This is a genomic window from Salinibacillus aidingensis, assembly GCF_039522525.1.
Lineage (GTDB): Bacteria > Bacillota > Bacilli > Bacillales > Alkalibacillaceae > Salinibacillus > Salinibacillus aidingensis.
Map to the genome: position 1 here is coordinate 589,606 of NZ_BAAADO010000002.1, position 17,735 is coordinate 607,340.

The 17,735-nt window shown below is 41.1% G+C and carries 15 protein-coding genes; 7 read left to right on the top strand and 8 right to left on the bottom strand.

Features of this window, described 5'->3' with window-relative positions:
- Positions 1-39: 39 nt before the first annotated feature.
- From ABD006_RS06395 to ABD006_RS06415, 5 genes are all read right to left on the bottom strand, one after another.
- Positions 40-591, bottom strand: coding sequence for an O-acetyl-ADP-ribose deacetylase (locus tag ABD006_RS06395; RefSeq protein ID WP_343838902.1), 552 nt, complete (start codon positions 589-591; stop codon positions 40-42).
- Between the two features lie 327 nt (positions 592-918).
- Entirely contained in the window at positions 919-2,211 is a 1,293-nt protein-coding gene (locus tag ABD006_RS06400) for a homoserine dehydrogenase (RefSeq protein WP_343838904.1), read from the bottom strand.
- A 291-nt stretch (positions 2,212-2,502) separates the two neighbouring features.
- Positions 2,503-4,311: a cation:proton antiporter gene (locus tag ABD006_RS06405; RefSeq protein WP_343838906.1), complete on the bottom strand. Its 1,809-nt coding sequence runs from the start codon at positions 4,309-4,311 to the stop codon at positions 2,503-2,505.
- A 249-nt stretch (positions 4,312-4,560) separates the two neighbouring features.
- Positions 4,561-5,727 (bottom strand): TraB/GumN family protein, encoded by a 1,167-nt coding sequence (locus ABD006_RS06410; RefSeq protein ID WP_343838908.1) that lies wholly within the window; start codon positions 5,725-5,727, stop codon positions 4,561-4,563.
- Between the two features lie 397 nt (positions 5,728-6,124).
- A complete protein-coding gene (locus tag ABD006_RS06415) occupies positions 6,125-7,456 on the bottom strand; it encodes a S8 family peptidase (RefSeq protein WP_343838910.1) in 1,332 nt (443 codons plus the stop codon).
- A 244-nt stretch (positions 7,457-7,700) separates the two neighbouring features.
- Between ABD006_RS06415 and ABD006_RS06420 the strand changes: the two genes are divergently transcribed.
- Together ABD006_RS06420 and ABD006_RS06425 are read left to right on the top strand one after the other, a co-directional pair.
- Positions 7,701-7,994, top strand: a complete 294-nt coding sequence (locus ABD006_RS06420; protein ID WP_343838912.1) for an AbrB/MazE/SpoVT family DNA-binding domain-containing protein — start codon at positions 7,701-7,703, stop codon at positions 7,992-7,994.
- Positions 7,987-8,397, top strand: a complete 411-nt coding sequence (locus ABD006_RS06425) for a type II toxin-antitoxin system VapC family toxin (protein ID WP_343838914.1) — start codon at positions 7,987-7,989, stop codon at positions 8,395-8,397. The genes ABD006_RS06420 and ABD006_RS06425 overlap by 8 nt, the downstream gene beginning before the upstream one ends.
- Positions 8,398-8,623: 226 nt before the next feature.
- Here the strand turns inward: ABD006_RS06425 and brnQ are convergent, their stop codons facing one another.
- Complete coding sequence (brnQ, locus tag ABD006_RS06430) at positions 8,624-9,958, bottom strand: branched-chain amino acid transport system II carrier protein (protein ID WP_343838916.1); 1,335 nt, start codon at positions 9,956-9,958, stop codon at positions 8,624-8,626.
- 123 nt (positions 9,959-10,081) lie between these two features.
- Positions 10,082-10,810, bottom strand: coding sequence for a GNAT family N-acetyltransferase (locus ABD006_RS06435; RefSeq protein ID WP_343838918.1), 729 nt, complete (start codon positions 10,808-10,810; stop codon positions 10,082-10,084).
- Positions 10,811-10,980: 170 nt separating this feature from the next.
- Between ABD006_RS06435 and ABD006_RS06440 the strand changes: the two genes are divergently transcribed.
- From ABD006_RS06440 to ABD006_RS06450, 3 genes are all read left to right on the top strand, one after another.
- Entirely contained in the window at positions 10,981-12,561 is a 1,581-nt protein-coding gene (locus tag ABD006_RS06440) for a Na+/H+ antiporter (protein WP_343838920.1), read from the top strand.
- A gap of 247 nt (positions 12,562-12,808) precedes the next feature.
- A complete protein-coding gene (metA, locus tag ABD006_RS06445; protein WP_343838922.1) occupies positions 12,809-13,717 on the top strand; it encodes a homoserine O-acetyltransferase MetA in 909 nt (302 codons plus the stop codon).
- A 194-nt stretch (positions 13,718-13,911) separates the two neighbouring features.
- On the top strand, positions 13,912-14,154 hold the full coding sequence (locus ABD006_RS06450; protein ID WP_343838924.1) for a hypothetical protein: 243 nt from the start codon (positions 13,912-13,914) through the stop codon (positions 14,152-14,154).
- A 238-nt stretch (positions 14,155-14,392) separates the two neighbouring features.
- Here ABD006_RS06450 and ABD006_RS06460 read toward each other — a convergent pair whose 3' ends face one another.
- The gene (locus ABD006_RS06460; RefSeq protein WP_343839039.1) at positions 14,393-15,076 is read right to left on the bottom strand and encodes an HAD family hydrolase; all 684 of its coding nucleotides are present in this window, start codon (positions 15,074-15,076) and stop codon (positions 14,393-14,395) included.
- Positions 15,077-15,514: 438 nt separating this feature from the next.
- On the opposite strand from ABD006_RS06460, the gene ABD006_RS06465 reads away from it, so the two are divergent.
- Positions 15,515-16,189, top strand: coding sequence for a GntR family transcriptional regulator (locus ABD006_RS06465; protein WP_343839041.1), 675 nt, complete (start codon positions 15,515-15,517; stop codon positions 16,187-16,189).
- The gene (gene gntK / locus ABD006_RS06470) at positions 16,182-17,726 is read left to right on the top strand and encodes a gluconokinase (protein WP_343838926.1); all 1,545 of its coding nucleotides are present in this window, start codon (positions 16,182-16,184) and stop codon (positions 17,724-17,726) included. Before ABD006_RS06465 ends, gntK begins: the two co-directional genes overlap by 8 nt.
- Positions 17,727-17,735 lie beyond the last annotated feature (9 nt).

Genomic DNA, 17,735 nt, shown 5'->3' on the forward strand with positions numbered 1-17,735 from the left:
TCATGGAAAGATGTCAGACAGATGTCAAATATAACGGAGTTAAACGGAAATAACCCGCTTTAGGGCTTGACTGTAAACCTCGTAATCCTGCTCCGAAAATAAGGTCATAACCACTTTGCCAAAATGATGATTCTGTAAAAATTCAGTGATTGTCTGCAGCGCAACCTGAGCCGCCTTTTCAATTGGATAACCATAAACTCCCGTTGAAATCGATGGGAAAGAAATACTGCTAAGATTCTTTTCTTTCGCAAGCTCGAGGGAACTCAGATAGCAATTCGCCAGGAGTCCAGGTTCACTTCCGCTGTTATTCCATACCGGACCAACTGTATGAATTACATAGCTGGCCGGCAGCTGATAGCCTTTGGTGAGTACTGCTTCTCCAGTCGGTAAATATTCGTTATGTAAAAGCTCTTTCCTGATTTGTTTGCATTCCTTAAGAAGTTCCGGCCCGGCCGCACGGTGTATGGCACCATCCACACCACCGCCACCTAAGAGAGAGCCATTCGCCGCATTAACAATGGCATCGGTTTGCTGTCTGGTAATATCACCTGTCATCAGCTCCAGTTGATTTCCGTTAATTTCCGTACGCATGCAATCGCCTCCTTCCCTCTATCATATAATAAAGTTCGATTTCTATCATTTGGAGTGGTGTTAGCTTTGGATTCTGCTGTATTATCGTTGTGGTTTTGTTCAGTTTGGAAGTTATTTTGTTTAAAATTAATCGCAATTTTAAATAATTAAGCAGATGGTTGATTTTTGATTTTTCATGCCGGCAAAACTGCAATTGATCCCTGTTTCGAAAATTTTTTATCCTGTTTTGAAAATTATTTAACAATAATTAAGCCAAACCACTGAGCCATTCCCCCATTGAAACCCACAAAAAAACCACCCCTCAAGAGAGGAATGGCCTATACAATATTATTCATTCGTCTCCACACGATAATAACTCTTAATCGTGTCGATATGCTCCAGCCCGTCGAATTCCTTTAATACCTTGTGGATGCTGCTCTTGGATGACTGATGGGTTACAATAATCAGTTCAGCTTTATGTTCCAGCTCATGCGGTTTTTGAATAACCTGCTCGATGCTGACTTCATAAGCGGCAAGCCTCTTAGTAATTTGAGCCAAAACACCGCTTTGGTCATCAACAACCAGACGTAAAAAGTACTTGGCAAAAATTTCGTCATCCGTTTTGAGCTTTTTCTCCCGGTATGGGGCAACCATTCCCCGTCCACTGACACCGAGCTTCATATTTTTTACAACTGTAACCAAATCAGAGACAATAGCATTGGCAGTTGGCAACTCGCCCGCGCCAGGTCCATAAAACATCGTCTCGCCGACCGCTTCTCCATATACGTACACCGCATTAAAGACACCATTTACTGACGCAAGTGGATGAGAATCTTTGATCATTGCAGGCTCTACACTGACTTCAATCCGTTCATCATCCTGCTTGGCAATGCCGATTAATTTAATTACATAGCCTAGATCCTGGGCATATTTAATATCATTCAAAGTGACGTCTTCCATCCCTTTACATTCGACTTCATCTAAATTCATCCCGACATGAAAGCCTAACGTACTTAGAATGGACATCTTGCGTGCGGCATCCAGACCGCCCACATCAGAAATCGGGTTCGCCTCGGCATATCCGAGATCCTGAGCTTCTTTTAAGGCAGATTCATAGGATTCATCCTCCTGGCTCATTTTGGTCAGCATGTAATTGGATGTCCCATTCACAATGCCCATCATTTTTGTAATCCGATCGGAGGAAAAGCCTTCTACCAGAGCCCTGAGAATCGGAATTCCGCCCGCGACACTGGCTTCATAAAACAGGTCACAGCCATGCTTAGCTGCCGTTTCCAGAAGCTCACCTCCATGAACCGCCATCAGATCTTTATTGGCCGTCACCACATGCTTTCCCTGCTCAAGGGCAGCGAGTACATATTCTCTTGTCTGGTCCACGCCACCCATGACTTCTACAATGACATCAACGTCCGGATCCTGAAGAACCGTATAGGGATCCTCTGTTAATAAATCCTGATCAATATCAATGGTCCTTTTCTTTTCACGATTCTGGACTAAAATACGTCCGATTCCAATCTCCATTCCGGTCTGTTTTACGAGATCATCCTGATGACCTTCAATCAGACGATAAACACCTGTGCCAACTGTTCCCATACCCATTAAGCCAATTTTTACCTTATTCATGGTCTGCCTCTGCCTCCCCGAATTCGTCTTTTAGAATCTATCACTTAAATGAATCTCAGTCCTTCATAAGAGAACAATCGTATATATATAATGGACATTATAATGGCTATGGATTGGTTTTTCAATGGGATTTGTATACAAAATTTTAAACATTTTTATTTGGAATTTTATCGTCAATACAAAGTAAAGTGAAACTTCCATCAGTGGGGGATTACGGCCATTTAATGCGTGATAAAGCCCATGCTCAACCCTATCATTCCTGAGCATGGGCAACTAAAACTCGTTTTCATTTTATTCTGTCTCTTCCTTACTCAGCACCACCAGCTGATCTCCTTGTTCAACCGTAATTTTCTCCTTTAAAGTAATGAAGGTAAGTTCTTCATTTTCCCTCCTGATAAACAGCCAGTTGCCTTCCACAGGTACGGACAGGTCTTCCTTTTTCATTGTCTGCTTTTCTTCTACTTCCAGATCAACCGTCTGAAAGGTGTACCCCTCTCGTATTTTTCGATTCAGCACTTCAAATGCTTCATCTTCTCCAAACAGGATATTCGGTTTATGGGCAGGTGGAATATCTTTTTGTTCGGCCCCGCGCCCTTTAGAAGGCAAGGTGAATGTATGCTGATAGCCAAATTCCGGAATAAAGGACTGACAGACAAGGGCATTATACGCAGGGTCCTCCGTCAGCGATAAGATGTACTCATAAGGAGTTAAATCTACTTCATATTTCATGTGTTCGGATAAAATTTCGCCATAATAAACATCAATATCGTACTCCTGTGCTTTTATATAGTGATGAAAAGTGTGATCCACAATCAGAACAGGAATTTCCATCTTTTTTAGATGTTTGGCAAAAGCAAAGGAAAACTCACTTGCTCCTACCAATAAAACTCCAGGTACATCGTTATTGGCCAAATCCAGCTTTTTAGCCAGAGGTCCCAGGCTGAATCCATGAACACATACTGTTATAAACACCAGCGCAAAGGTCAGAGCTGTCAGGATCGCCGCATCTTCAAACCCATCTTCTAAAAGAATAGAAGCAAAATAGCTGGAAACGGTTAAAGCCACAATTCCTCTCGGTGCAATCCAGCCAATCAACGTTTTTTCTTTAATCGTTAACTCAGTTCCAATTGTCGATAGCCAGATGGACAAGGGTCTTACCACAAACAGCATAATGGCTACATAGCCAAGGATAGGCAGCGTAAAAATCTGGCCAATGGTTTCTCTTGATAAAGAAGAGGTTAAAAGAATAAAGATGGTTGACGTTAAAATGACCGATATGTTTTCAATAAAATGACCAATATTTCCAATCGATGACACATACTTTTGTTTTCTGGCGATCGTAAGACCCATAACGGTAACGGACAGCATTCCCGTTTCATGCTCAATCATTTCACCAAGGCTAAAGCAGAGGAGAACGAAAGAGAGAATAATGGGTGATTTTAAATATTCCGGAAATAGTCCTTTTCCTGCCAGCACACTTACCAGGATACCGAGAACATAGCCAATCAGACCTGCAACCAGTGCTCCTAAAAAGAACGTAAGCAGATAACCCAGGCCTGCTTCTGCCGAGCCAATCACCTTAATGACCTCATAGGCAAACAGAGCCAGCAGAGGGCCAATCGGGTCAATAATGATTCCTTCCCACTTCAGGACAGCAGCCACCCTCGGGTCTAATTTGGCCTGACGTAGCAAAGGAATAATTACCGTAGGACCGGTCACAATGAACAAACCACCGATAACAAAAGAAACGGCCCAGCTTAATCCGGCAATATAGTGAGCAGCCACAGCCCCTGCAATCCAGGCTAAAAACGCTCCCAGGGTTACCACTCGAAAAACGGATTTTGAGATGTTTTTAACCTCACGAATATCAAGACTTGAACTGCCCTCAAACAATACAATGGCAACCGCAAGTGACACAATCGGACTGTATAAATCCCCAAGGGCCTGTTCCGGATTAACCAGAAGGAAGACAGGTCCAATGATAAGTCCTGCAATCGACATGATCACAATCGATGGCCATTGAATGCGCCACGCCAGCCACTGAGAGAAAATTCCTAAAGCGATTATGACGACAATACTTAATAAGACCATGTTTTCCATTTATCCCACCACTTTTTACCAGGATTGTTGACGATTCTGATTTATAGTTTGTCCGATAAATGGCGATTCAATGATTAATAATGATGATTTCGAGACAGACGTGACCTCGCCTGATTATTTTCCCAAAATACTCTTTTTTATATTCCCGGACAGACAAAAAATCCCCTCGCCATAGTGGTTGAGGGGATTTTATTTGTTTTCAATTTTTGTCCTTCAAAAATGATCTGCTTAGGCCTTTGTATCCTTTTTTTATAAATTCTCAAAGAACAGCCGTACAACGTCAGCACCGCCAATAAACGTTCCTAACGAGCTTCCAATGTTGGCCAGCACAACAACCAGTAAAATCCGGGTAACTTTGTTGTTCCAGAATCCTTTCACGTGAAAAACATCCTCTGACAGGTTTTCAAAATCCCGCACGTTCGGACGACGGAGAAAGGCTTGGACAATCCCTGCAATAAATCCTGCTGCAACCAGAGGATTTAATGATGTAATCGGTGCTGCGACAAAAGCGGATAGAACGGTGAGTGGATGGGCAAAGGCAACAGCTGTGCCAATCGCTGAAAAGCTGCCGTTCCATAACACCCAGCTAAGAGTCTGCTGCATACCTGCCGATGGATTCGTCGCAAATGTATAGGCGATTATACTTAAAATGAGAATGGGTACGGCCCATGCTATGATTTTTGGAGCCTTTGATTTCGGTGGACGTTCTGAAAGCTTGTCCAGATCATGATCACGATGCAGCTCTTCTGTGATGCCTGGTACATGGGCAGCACCTAACACCGCAACAATCTTTTCCCCTGGTGCATTTTTGATTTTTTCAGCCAGGTATTGATCCCGTTCATCAATTAACGGTTTTTTCAGCTTTGGAAAATACTCGGTAAACTCCTTAAGCATGGAATTCAGCATATCCTGGGACTTCATTTTTTCGAGCTCTTCCTCAGAGATGGTTTCTCGGCTGAAAATACTTCCGACTACCTCTGTCAGCAGCATAAACTTCCCTTTAAGGCCAATGTTTCCCCATACTCTTGAAAAGGTAACCTGAATATTCCGATCGGCCAGAACCAAGTCAGCTCCGATCTCCTCCGCTGATTCCATTCCTTGTATCATTTCCTGTCCCGCATTGATGCCAAACTGCTTGGCCATCCGCTTCTGGAAGGAGGAGATGGCTAAATTCATTAACAGTAACGTCGCTTTTCGTTCTTTAATGACTTTGAATATATCCATGTCCTGCCACTTGCTATCCTTTTTGATGGACTGATAGCGCTGTTCATCCAACTCTATACAAACGGAATCCGGCTGTTCCGCTTCAATCACTTCTTTTACCTGTTCTGCACTTTGTTTGGAAACATGAGCGGTTCCAATTAGGATGATTTCCTTTCCATCCATCTCGAGCCGTGTAATATTTTCTTCAGACATATGTAACCTTCCCTTTACAGAAACTGAGTTCAGTATCTTTTTATTGAAAACCTTATTTCATCATACAATAATAAGCGAAAATAGGAAAATGGAGAATCAATGGCGTTTTATCTCCTTTTTCTTTTTTATAATTTCTGCAAAAAATGGGGAATCCCTCTATCGTATTTTGATGTATATAAGAAGAGTTCCTTCCTGTTTTTAGAAGAATTACGCCGAAATTTATAGATTAAAACCTGTTATACTCATATTCAGCATAAATCCCCTTATTTAATCCGACTTCCCTTTATATGAGCCAAAATTATATCATTCAATCCACTTCAGCAATTATTAATCTACTTCTCCTCCAGCATCAAAACAAGGAGGGAGTGCCTGACGACTCCCTCCCTCTCTACACTTTTCAGGATTCCGGAATCGCATTTTCCGCATTTATATAACCGGCGCCATAGACATTAGGATCCCGATTATCCCAGTGCGTCGTATTCGTCTTTAACAATTCCTTCACTTGATCCGGTGTTAAACCAGGATTATTTTGAAGCATCAGGCTGACCACTCCTGCACAAATCGGCGTGGCCATCGAGGTGCCTGACAACGTAAAATAATTTTCTCCTACACGGTTGGATGGTTGCAGCTTATCTAAATAGGAGTTTGGGGAGCGGAGAGAAATAATATCGGCTCCAGGGGCTACTATATCAGGCTTCTCCTCACCATAGATAGTCGGGCCTCTGCTGGAAAAACTGGCTATTTCATCATCACTCCGGGTATTTGCTGTATTGCGGTCATCCAGGGCTCCAACGGTAATGACCCGATCGCTAATGCCTGGACTCGAAATCGTCTGGCGGTCCGGTCCGCTGTTGCCGGCCGCGACCACAACAGTAATTCCTTTTCTCCACGCCTCTTCCACCATTTGTACCATGGGATCCTGATCTTCATTTCCGTAATCCTGTGCAGATGTACCAAGTGACATACTCATAACATCAATTTTGCTATCAGGGTTCATTTCATTATATGAAATACACCAATCAATTCCATCCATAATCGTATCAAGCGAACCTGACCCCATACTATCCAGAACTTTCACACCTGCTAAGCTTGCTTCCGGTGCCGGCCCCCTGTACTGAGATGAGGATGCAGAACCATTTCCGGCAGCATCGCCTGCACAGTGGGTCCCGTGACCATTATCGTCATAGGGATCTGACTCATCATTAACAAAATCAACGAAATCTGTAATTCGCCCTGATAAATCCTGATGAGGGTAAATACCTGTATCTACAATGGCAATTTTTGTACCCTTTCCTGTCAGCTGTGAACCATTCCGCACAACATTTCTGGCATTTGCAGATTCCACCGCAACATCCAGCAGTGCATGCACCCGTTTATTTTTATAGACCTTTTTAATATGCTTACAGCTGGTCAGCATCTCTTCTAAACTATTAGGGGTAACATCCGCGGAACAGCAGGATATTCGGGAAAAATACTTATTCACTTTATTCTTCCCATGTCGGTTTGCAATTTTCTTTACCTCATGACACCCTGCATCATAAGCATCAGGATCAAACTGGATAATGACCGGCAGTTTCTTTGATCGCTTGAGCCGGTTCTCAAAAGCCTGATGCAAAAAGCAAGGCGTATATTTAAAAGGTTTATATAGATGAATTAATTCTTCACGTAAAGGCCGTTCCATTTTATTGGCATACTGACGCACCATTTGAATCATCGAATAGCCAAACACTCTTATCCCTCCTCTTCTTGTTTCATTAATAAACTATGAGAGAATAAGAGATTTGGAGTGCATGATTGTCCCTTAATAGAGAAAGATAGGCAAGAACAAAGGCGGAAGTGCCCGTTTCTCCAACTGCGGCTCCCAGGTCCAAGCGGTTGTAAGCATGCCTTTTCAGACTATAGTGATTTCGCTTCTATTGATTAGTAAGTTGCAAAGATATAATGTAATACTTATAATTAATGTAATACTTATTTTGATTGTAAGAGGTGAGGTTCAATTGGAATTAATAAGTGGGAAAATGACAAGTAAAGGACAAATCACTATACCAAAAGAACTAAGAGACCAGTTGGGTGTAGATGAAGGGGATCAAGTTAAGTTTTTAATTGAAGACGATGAAGTACGAATCAAACCGGTTAAGAAAAAATTATTAAGTCAGGCCATAGGAAAAATAACTTCTGAAGAGGAAATTGATCTTGAAAAAATGAGAAAAGTTGCTCATAAGAAAGCATCTGAACACATTTTGTCAGAGGATATCGAACATGAGTAAATATTTAGTCGATACAAACGTCCTTATAAGATTGCTCGTGAAGGATGACCCGGTTAAATTTAGCACGATTGTAAAACTTGCTGAGAAGGTTGAAAAAAATGAATTAACTTTAGTCATTCCAACTGTGGTAATTGCTGAATGCTGCTGGCTGCTTAAGTCTTTTTATAAGCTGGAAAAACATAAAATAACCGAATATTTGTTAGATATTATTGAATCAGAAAATGTAGAACCAGAGGAAGACCACATTATCAATGCTTTGAAAATATACTCGGTTAAAAATGTTGATTTTGCTGACGCCTTAATTGCTAGTAAATCCACTAATAACCTCGCTATCTTAACCTGGAATCAAAAGGATTTTAAAAAACTTCAATGTGAATATTACACTCCAGATGAATTATTATAAATAGCTACGGTTTATATTTCTAAATAACAAAGCGAGGGTTAATCCCTCGCTTTTCTATTGTCCTGCTACGGCTCCTAGGTCAAGGCGGATATAAGCCAAAGCCATTCCGTGGCCAAAGTCATGCCGCTCCAGGTGTTCGTCTTATCCCGCATGACCTAAAACAGTCGCCTTCGTTTTTCTCTGTCCAGCTGCGGCTCCCAGGCCTAACCGGTCGCCTTCGCTTTTCCTACTCCATATACGGCTGTTTTCGAATGTTGAATAACACTCCTGCTCCATGAATGATAAGTGCGATTAGTGCTCCCGCCACACTTGGCAGAACCCAGCCTGCACCATATTCAAACAGAGGCAGATAGGATAAAAGATTTTTTATGCTTACCATCTTTAAGCCTGCTGCTGCCAGACCATCATAAAGACTGATGAGACCTGCTCCAATAATAGCACCTGAAAATACAATTCGAGGCATGGCTTTTATCGAGTTCATAATGGATAAAATGATTATCACAATAGCTATCGGGTAAATCATTGTCAACACAGGTAATGAAACCGCAATGAGCTGGGTTAATCCCAGATTTGCCATGGTAAAACTGAATAAACAAATAATCGCAATAACCACTTTGTATGGAATCTTTTCAAATCGTTCATTTATAAACTCCCCACAGGCCGAGACAAGCCCAATGGACGTGGTTAAACAAGCAAAGGTAATCACAAGTGCTAAAATGACCATCCCTGTGGGTCCGAAGAAAAGGGACGTAACATTTGTAAGGATCGAACCTCCATTATCCTGGACGCCTGTTGCACTTACACTTGTCGCTCCGATAAAGGCCAAAGAAAGATAAACAAAGGACAGTCCTACTCCTGCGATAAGCCCCGCCTTAACTGTGTAGGACCGTATGTTTGAAACATCAGTAATTCCTTTGTCTTTAATCCGATTAATAACGACCAAGCCAAATACCAGAGCGGCAATGGCATCCATCGTTAGATATCCCTCAAGAAAACCGCTTGAAAAAGCCTTATCTAAATATTTTCCGGTTGCCTCACCCACAGGTCCCGGCGGTGAAGCGAAACCTCGAATCGCAACCAGGACAATTAACAGCAATAATAATGGTGTAATCATTTTCCCGATTCGATCTACAAGCTTAGCCGGATTGAGAGCTAATAAATAGGTTAAGCTGAAAAACACAAAGGTCGATATAAATAAAATAAGCGAGCTGTTTTCAGATAAGAAAGGCAGGACTCCCACTTCATAGGCAACCGTAGCCGTACGCGGAATGCCGAAAAACGGCCCAATAGCCAAATAAATCACAAATGGAAATACAACCTGAAAAAACGGATGAACTCTTTGTGAGAGCCTGTCTAGGTTGCCGGCCATGGAAACGGTAATAATCGCAACAAGCGGAAGGCCAACACCAGTTACAAGAAAGCCTGATATCGCCGGCCACAGGGACTCACCTGCCTGCTGACCCAGTAAAGGAGGAAAAATGATATTTCCCGCACCTAAAAATAAAGCTAACATAAAAAATCCTAAGGCAAATACTTCTCTGGTTGCCAGGGTCTGTTTCATGATGATCCTCCCATGATGAAATTTTGTATGTCGAATACGAACGTTTCATGTCGATTCAAAAGATTACTAACCTAATATACAAAACTTTTAGAAAACTGTAAATGTATTTTTTATAAAATATAGTTATCCGTTGGTCGTTTCTATATCTATTCGATAAATCCCCTTACGATCCCGCAGGCGACAGCAGTTTTTCAGAAAAATCGTGATCATAGCCTCATTATGAATGTCCGTACTTCCCACATATTTTTTGGCACCAAACGTTCGGAGGATTTCTAAAGCACCTTTATGCAGTTCCTTACCAACTCCCTGAGACCTTTTATCAGGAACCACACCAAAATAAAACAGTCTTCCCTCATCCTTGGTTCCCATCTCAATGTGAGGAATCGCAATCCCTAAATAATCATGATCTTTCGTAAAATAATAGCAATGGTCCTTCCAATTTGGGCCTAATTCCTTTTTTACCGAATCCAGCACCTCATCCATATTTTCCTGGAGATCATTTTTATTAGCGGAGCCACTTCTGCACAAACCATATAATCGCTTGTATTCATCCTCACTGATTTTCCCATCAGAAAGACAGGCATACGATATCTCATTATGAATCCTCGGCAATCCTTCAAGGTCTCTTGTGTACTCCACAATTGTAGAAACCTTTTGAAAAGGGTTATTCAGCAGCCATTCCTCATAGGCTTCATCCATCAGCAACGATAGAAAGCCGGCCCGTTCCTCCTTCCACTGCTGTAAAATCTGTGACAATTGCTCTTTGTATTGCGCTTGATCAATATTACCCTTTTGAATTTGATCAACCAGCCAATATTTTTTCTCATTTTTAATCACGTTAAATAGACGCAATGGCTACGCTCCTTTACTTTTTCTCAAAAAGAGTATAACACGCAGGACATAAAGATTCAGAGTTTTTTAACCGTACTCCATGTACATCCCTATGAAATCTTTTTAATAATTTGGGAAACATAACAAGATGATGAAAATGCAGATAACCGTAATAAAGGAGGAACAGCCTCATGCATGGACTCGATTTACATCATATATTTGAGCTTGGTCTCATTCTCATCATGATTGCAGCCGGCATTACAGCGATTGCTAAAAAGTTTGAAAGGCCCTATCCAATTGCACTCGTGATTGTTGGGACCATCATCGGTCTTTTTCATATCCCGATTCTCGAGCCACTTATTGAATTAATTACTGAAGGAGAAATCTTTAATTTTGTCATTCTTACTCTCTTTTTACCTGCATTATTAGGGGAAGCCGCATTGAAGCTGCCTTTTTCCCATTTAGAAGAAAATAAAAATCCTATTTTGGCTTTAGCCTTTGGTGGAACGCTTTTATCCTTTATTGTGATTGGCTTTTTATCTTTATGGCTTATGGACATCTCCATTCCCGCTGCATTTGTGTTTGCAGCTGTTTTAAGTGCGACAGATCCGGTCAGTGTTTTATCTATTTTTAAAAGTGTGGGTGTTCATAAACGGCTGTCTACCGTCATTGAGGGAGAAAGCTTAATAAATGACGGTCTGGCTGTTGTGTTATTTAACATATCCGCCTTTTCCCTGTTAACCTATCTGGATCTTGGCTTTGAAGGGTTAGGTTTAGGTGTCTGGGAATTTGTAAAAGTGGTTTCACTCGGGTTGATTATTGGCGGAGCGCTCGGGTATGGATTTTCCAAAATAACGAAGTACTTCGATGATTATCCGTTAGAAATTATTTTCAGCATTATTCTTTTTTATGGAGCATATTTGCTCGCAGAAACCTTTCATGCATCAGGGGTCATTGCTGTTGTGGTTTCCGCCCTTGTTCTGGGGAATTATGGGACAAAAATTGGCATGAGCCCGACTACCAGATTAAATATTAATAACTTCTGGGACGTCGCGGCACTACTGGCCAACTCCCTTGTTTTTTTAATGGTCGGATTAGAAATCACAAGAATAAATGTAGCAGATAAATGGTGGATGATTTTCCTTGCTATTCTCATTGTCCTCATCGCCAGAAGTGTTGCCGTATATGGCAGTCTCTTGTTCATAAGTAATTTCCCCAACCCCTGGAAGCACATTCTCAATTGGGGCGGTTTACGAGGATCCATATCCATTGCGCTTGTTTTAAGTCTTCCAAGAGATTTTGCCGGCCGTGACGAAATTTTAATTATGGCCTTCAGCGTGGTTCTATTTTCATTAGTGATACAGGGACTAACCATTAAACCGCTCATATCTCTTCTGGGTGTAAAGGAAAAAGAAAAGGGCTATGAGGATTATCGAAAACTCATTGCAAGAGGCCACCGCTATGAAACCGCGATTGATGAAGTCGAGAAGGTAAAAAATAAACTGTTAATCAGTGAAACGGTCGCCAAAGAGCTCGTCGATTACTATGAGCAGAATCTCGAGGAATTACAGGATAAAATCAAGGAGCTTTTTGAAAAATACCCAAACCTGAAAGAACAGCAAAGAAATGTGTTACAGCGCCATTCCCTCTATGCACAGCACGAGGTGATTGACCACTTACTAAGTGAAGGGATCATCACCAGCGAAATTGCCGAGGAGGAGGAAGAGTTGATTACGAATAAACTGGTGGAACTTGAGGAGGAAAATGAATGATGGGTTTCGCGTGTACAAGATAAAAAATATACTCGTGAAGGCCATTTTACCCGCGTGCCTGGGGGTGGGTGGCCTTCATCCATTAAATAAACGAAATTTCCCCATTTGACTTAGCCCAAAAGTATTCTAAAACACACAAAAACCCCAACAGAATGGCCTTTTATAATTTTCCGAATTTTATACAATGAAATATTCTGCGCTATCCTTTAGAATATATATACATGAATTACATAAAAGGGGGAACAACATGCCAATTAATATACCAAAGCAGCTGCCAGCACGTGGTATCCTTGAAGAGGAAAACATTTTCGTCATGGATCTGGAACGAGCTCACACGCAGGACATTCGTCCGCTTAAAATTGTAATTATGAATCTCATGCCGGATAAGGAACGAACTGAAACTCAGCTTCTCCGTTTATTGGGGAACTCACCCTTGCAGGTATCCATCACCTTCCTTCATACAGCTACACATAAATCAAAAAACGTTGAGGCATCGCATCTAAATCAGTTTTATAACACCTTTGATAATATTAAGGACAAAAAATTTGATGGCATGATTATTACAGGCGCACCTATTGAACAACTGCCTTTTGAAGAGGTGGATTACTGGGAAGAGCTGACGGAAATTATGGAATGGTCGAAAACGCATGTTACCTCTGTCTTACACATTTGCTGGGGTGCACAGGCTGCTCTTTATTATCACTATGGAATCGGAAAATTTGAGCTGCCTAAGAAATGTACCGGCGTCTACCGGCATTACGTTCAAAATCCAACTGTAGAACTGGTGCGGGGCTTTGACGAGGAATTTCTGGCTCCTCATTCCAGATATACCAGTACGTCTTTAGAGGAAGTTGAAGCATCAGACGACTTACTCACACTGTCTGTTTCTGAACATAACGAACCTTTTCTCATCTTATCAAAGGATGAAAAGCATGTGATGATTACCGGTCACTTAGAATATGACGCACGCACACTCGGCGATGAATACAAACGGGATACGAAGCGGGGCTTAGAGGCCGATATTCCTGAAAACTACTATCCCGGAGATGACCCAAACCAAAAACCCCTCCATCGCTGGCGATCACACGCCCACCTGCTGTTTACAAACTGGCTCAATTATTATGTCTATCAGGAAACGCCTTTTGAATGGGATTGAAAGGGGTTAACTGGATTTTCCAGGGAGTTGGGTTATGAGGACTCCACGATTCATGGAGCATTGAATTGTTATACAATTTGATGCTCTTCTTTCTTTTATATCCGTTAATTAATTGTATTGAGGACAGATAGTTCAATATATGGACATTATGAACTTTTGTTCCTTAGTCCCACCAAAAAGAACTTAAAAATGTTATGGGTAACAAAGTTAGAGTAGTCGGTAGTCGATCTGGATTACACATTTTGTTAGAGGTAAAAACCAATATGAGTGAAGAGGAATTAATTGAAACTGCCATGACAAATGAAGTTAAAGTCTATCCAACATCAAAATATTGGATTGATGTACGTAATACTGAACACCCTATAATTTTACTTGGTTTTGGGGGATTGAGTGAAGAAGAAATTTATGATGGTATAATTAGACTAAATAAAGCTTAGTTCAATTAATACGAAAGATTTCTTGCTACCCCTTAAGGTACATCTTGAAGTGGCCAATTCATTTTTATACAAAATTAGACGCAAACCATTTTATTCAGGGTTTGTGCCCTGTTGCTGAGATGTTATTGATTTACTTGTAAAGGTAAAGTGATCGTTTACTTTTATTGTTTATCTTCACAATCTATAATGGTGGGTAATACACAGAGGTTTACCTTCACCTTTTATAAATATTTCAAATTCACCACGCTTTGTTTTGACAAGTTTTCTTTCCCATCACAGCTAAAGGTACCTCTTCCAAACCTTCCACTATGAAATCTGCTTTAACATTTTCCCATTGATGGTCTTTTTTCCAAACAGCTTTCATTCCTACATTTTGAGCGGCCTTTATATCTTTATCTGGATGGTCGCCAACATATATACTCTCGGCAGGAGAAACATTTAATTTTTCTAAGGCTTTAAAAAATATTTGTGGTTCAGGCTTTTTCATTCCTTCCCATCCGGATATAAGGATTGTGTGAAAGTATTTCTCAATGCCTAAAGCCTTAATATTATCCAGTTGGAATTGCCCTTTACCATTCGTAATCATTCCAAGAATAATATTACTATTCGTTAATTTATCTAGTGTACTAATGAGATTGGAGAAAGGAACACAACTTTTCTTAAATTGATTGATATAGTCTTGAAGTAAGTCTTCCCACGTCAGACCTGTGATGTCAAATTCATCCACTAATTGTTGGTAAACTTTATCCTTCCAAACTTGACCCCTGTCATCAAGTTCAGTAAATCTTGTTATGTAATTATCCTTTGGAATATGATTTAGCCATTTATTTAGTCGTTGGTATTGCTTTTCAATAAAAAATTTTACTGAGGCATCTCGGTTTAATAAAGTTCCATCTAAGTCAAACACAACAGCTTTTATAATATTTATCCACTCCCCCAAAAGTTCTCTATGATTACTTGTTTATTTAAGTAAATTTACAATGAAAATAAGATGGAATCCAGTAATTGCTTATTAAACTAAACTGCTTCTGTTGAAGAACATTGTCCAGCTTATTTTACCATAAAATTTCAAATCATCCTTTGATCAACATGATGAGGACCATTTTACCGGAATATAGCCTGTATTAGGGTCTTCATTCGTATTATGAAGGACACCCTCCAGCATTTCCTTCTTCATTTGGCCTTCATACCGAATATTCGACAAAATTCGGGTGGTGACAGGCACCAAAAAAGAAAGGGTTTACATTTCGTAATGCTCGTGCTAATATACTTGTATACAAGTTAAACAAGTATTGCACTTGAAAGAGGGTGGATTTATTTGAAAGCGTTCTATCCTGAGCAAAGACTTGGCTCTTCTTCAATGGGGGAGAGAGTTGCCGCTGATCTGAGAATGCGCATTATCTCCAATGATATTGAAAAAGAGACCCTATTATCTGAAAACCAATTATCCAAAGAATATCAGGTTAGCCGATCACCTATTAGGGATGCACTAAAGCTGCTTGAGAAAGAAGATTTAATTGAACTGAAAAAAATGGGTGCTGAAGTCATCGGGATAACCGAGAAGGACATCGAGGAAATCTATGATGTAAGACTGATGATTGAATCCTTTGTCTTTCGCAGAATCCTAAATAAAGACAATCAGCAGCTCATTCTTGAATTGCAGAAGATATTAGAGATGATGAAAATTGCGATTAAATATAAAGATGCCACTGAATTTACCTTTAAGGATATAGAGTTTCACGAAACCATTATCACATCGATTCAGCACAGGCATATCGGCATTCTCTGGGCAAATTTGAAACCGGTTGTAGAATGTCTGGTGTTACTGGATATGAGACATCGTATGCAGGAAAACTACGAGGATTTTGAACGGGTCATTGCCAATCACGAACTGTTCATTCAGGCCATCGAGAAAAAGGATGAACAATTGGTTGAAGAAGCCTTCTACAAGAACTTTAATGATGTTCAGAAGCAGTCAGAAGGGCTATGGCACAACCCGGAATACTTAAAGAGAGCGAGTGACTACCATGAATAAACCACAGTATATGCTTGGCGTAGATATTGGTACCACAAGTACGAAAGCGGTTTTATATCAAAAATCAGGTGAAATAATCGCTGAAGAAAACAATGGCTACGAACTATATACGCCTGATATCAATACGGCGGAACAGGACCCGGAAGAAATTTTTCAGGCCGTTCTGCTCTCCATTGGAAATGTAATGAAAAAGTCCAGGATAAATCCTGAATACCTTTCTTTTATTTCCTTTAGCAGCGCCATGCACAGTTTAATTGCCATTGATGAAAATGATCAGCCGTTAACACAGTGCATCACCTGGGCGGATAACAGAAGCTCCAAATGGGCTAAAAAAATTAAGGAAGACATGAACGGACACGACATTTACCGAAGAACCGGAACACCTATCCACCCCATGTCACCTTTAAGCAAGATTACCTGGATAGAACATGACAAACCAGAGCTCGCGAAAAAGACGAAAAAATATATCGGGATTAAGGAATATGTTTTTTATAAATTGTTCAACGATTACGCCGTTGACTACTCCCTCGCTTCCGCCATGGGGCTGTTTAACCTTAAGAGGCTTTCCTGGGACGAAGAGGCGTTAAAAGTGGCCGGGATTTCAGCGGACAAGCTTTCCCGCCTGGTATCCACAAAGGAAATCTTTACCGGCTGTAATGAATCCTATGCGGAACAGATGGGAATTTTACCAGAAACCCTGTTTATCATCGGTGCCAGTGATGGAGTCCTATCCAATATTGGAGTAAACGCCATTAAGGAAGGGGAAGTGGCGGTTACCATCGGGACAAGTGGTGCGATTCGAACCGTTATTCCAAAGCCTCACACGGATCCAAAAGGACGTACCTTCTGCTATGCACTGACCGAGGATCATTGGGTGATTGGCGGGCCAGTCAATAATGGCGGGATTGTCTTCCGATGGATACGGGATGAATTAGCCGACAGTGAAGTGGAGACAGCCAAACGCTTAGGCATTGATCCTTATGATGTCCTTACTGAAATTGCAGAAAGGGTAAAGCCTGGATCCAACGGGCTGGTTTTCCACCCCTTCCTGTCCGGAGAAAGGGCACCGCTATGGAATTCTAATGTGCGCGGATCCTTTATCGGACTTACCTTAAATCATAAAAAAGAGCACATGGTCCGTGCCGCTTTGGAAGGCGTCATTTACAACCTTTATACCGTGTTCCTGGCCTTAACCGAAGCAATGGACACACCTGTAACAGCCATCAAGGCAACAGGAGGCTTTGCCAAATCCGAATTATGGCGGCAAATGCTTGCGGATGTATTTGATCAGAATGTTGTCATTCCGGAAAGCTATGAATCATCCTGTCTGGGAGCCTGCTTATTAGGTCTCTACGCACTTAATGAAATTGATTCCTTTAATGTCGTTGAGGATTACATTGGTTCTACTCACCAGCACGAGCCAAATCCTGATCACGTTAAAGAATATCGAAAACTGATGCCTACGTTTATCAATATCTCCCGCTCTCTGACCAACGTGTATGAACAGATTGCGGACTATCAATCAGAACTGGATTAGAAACAGACA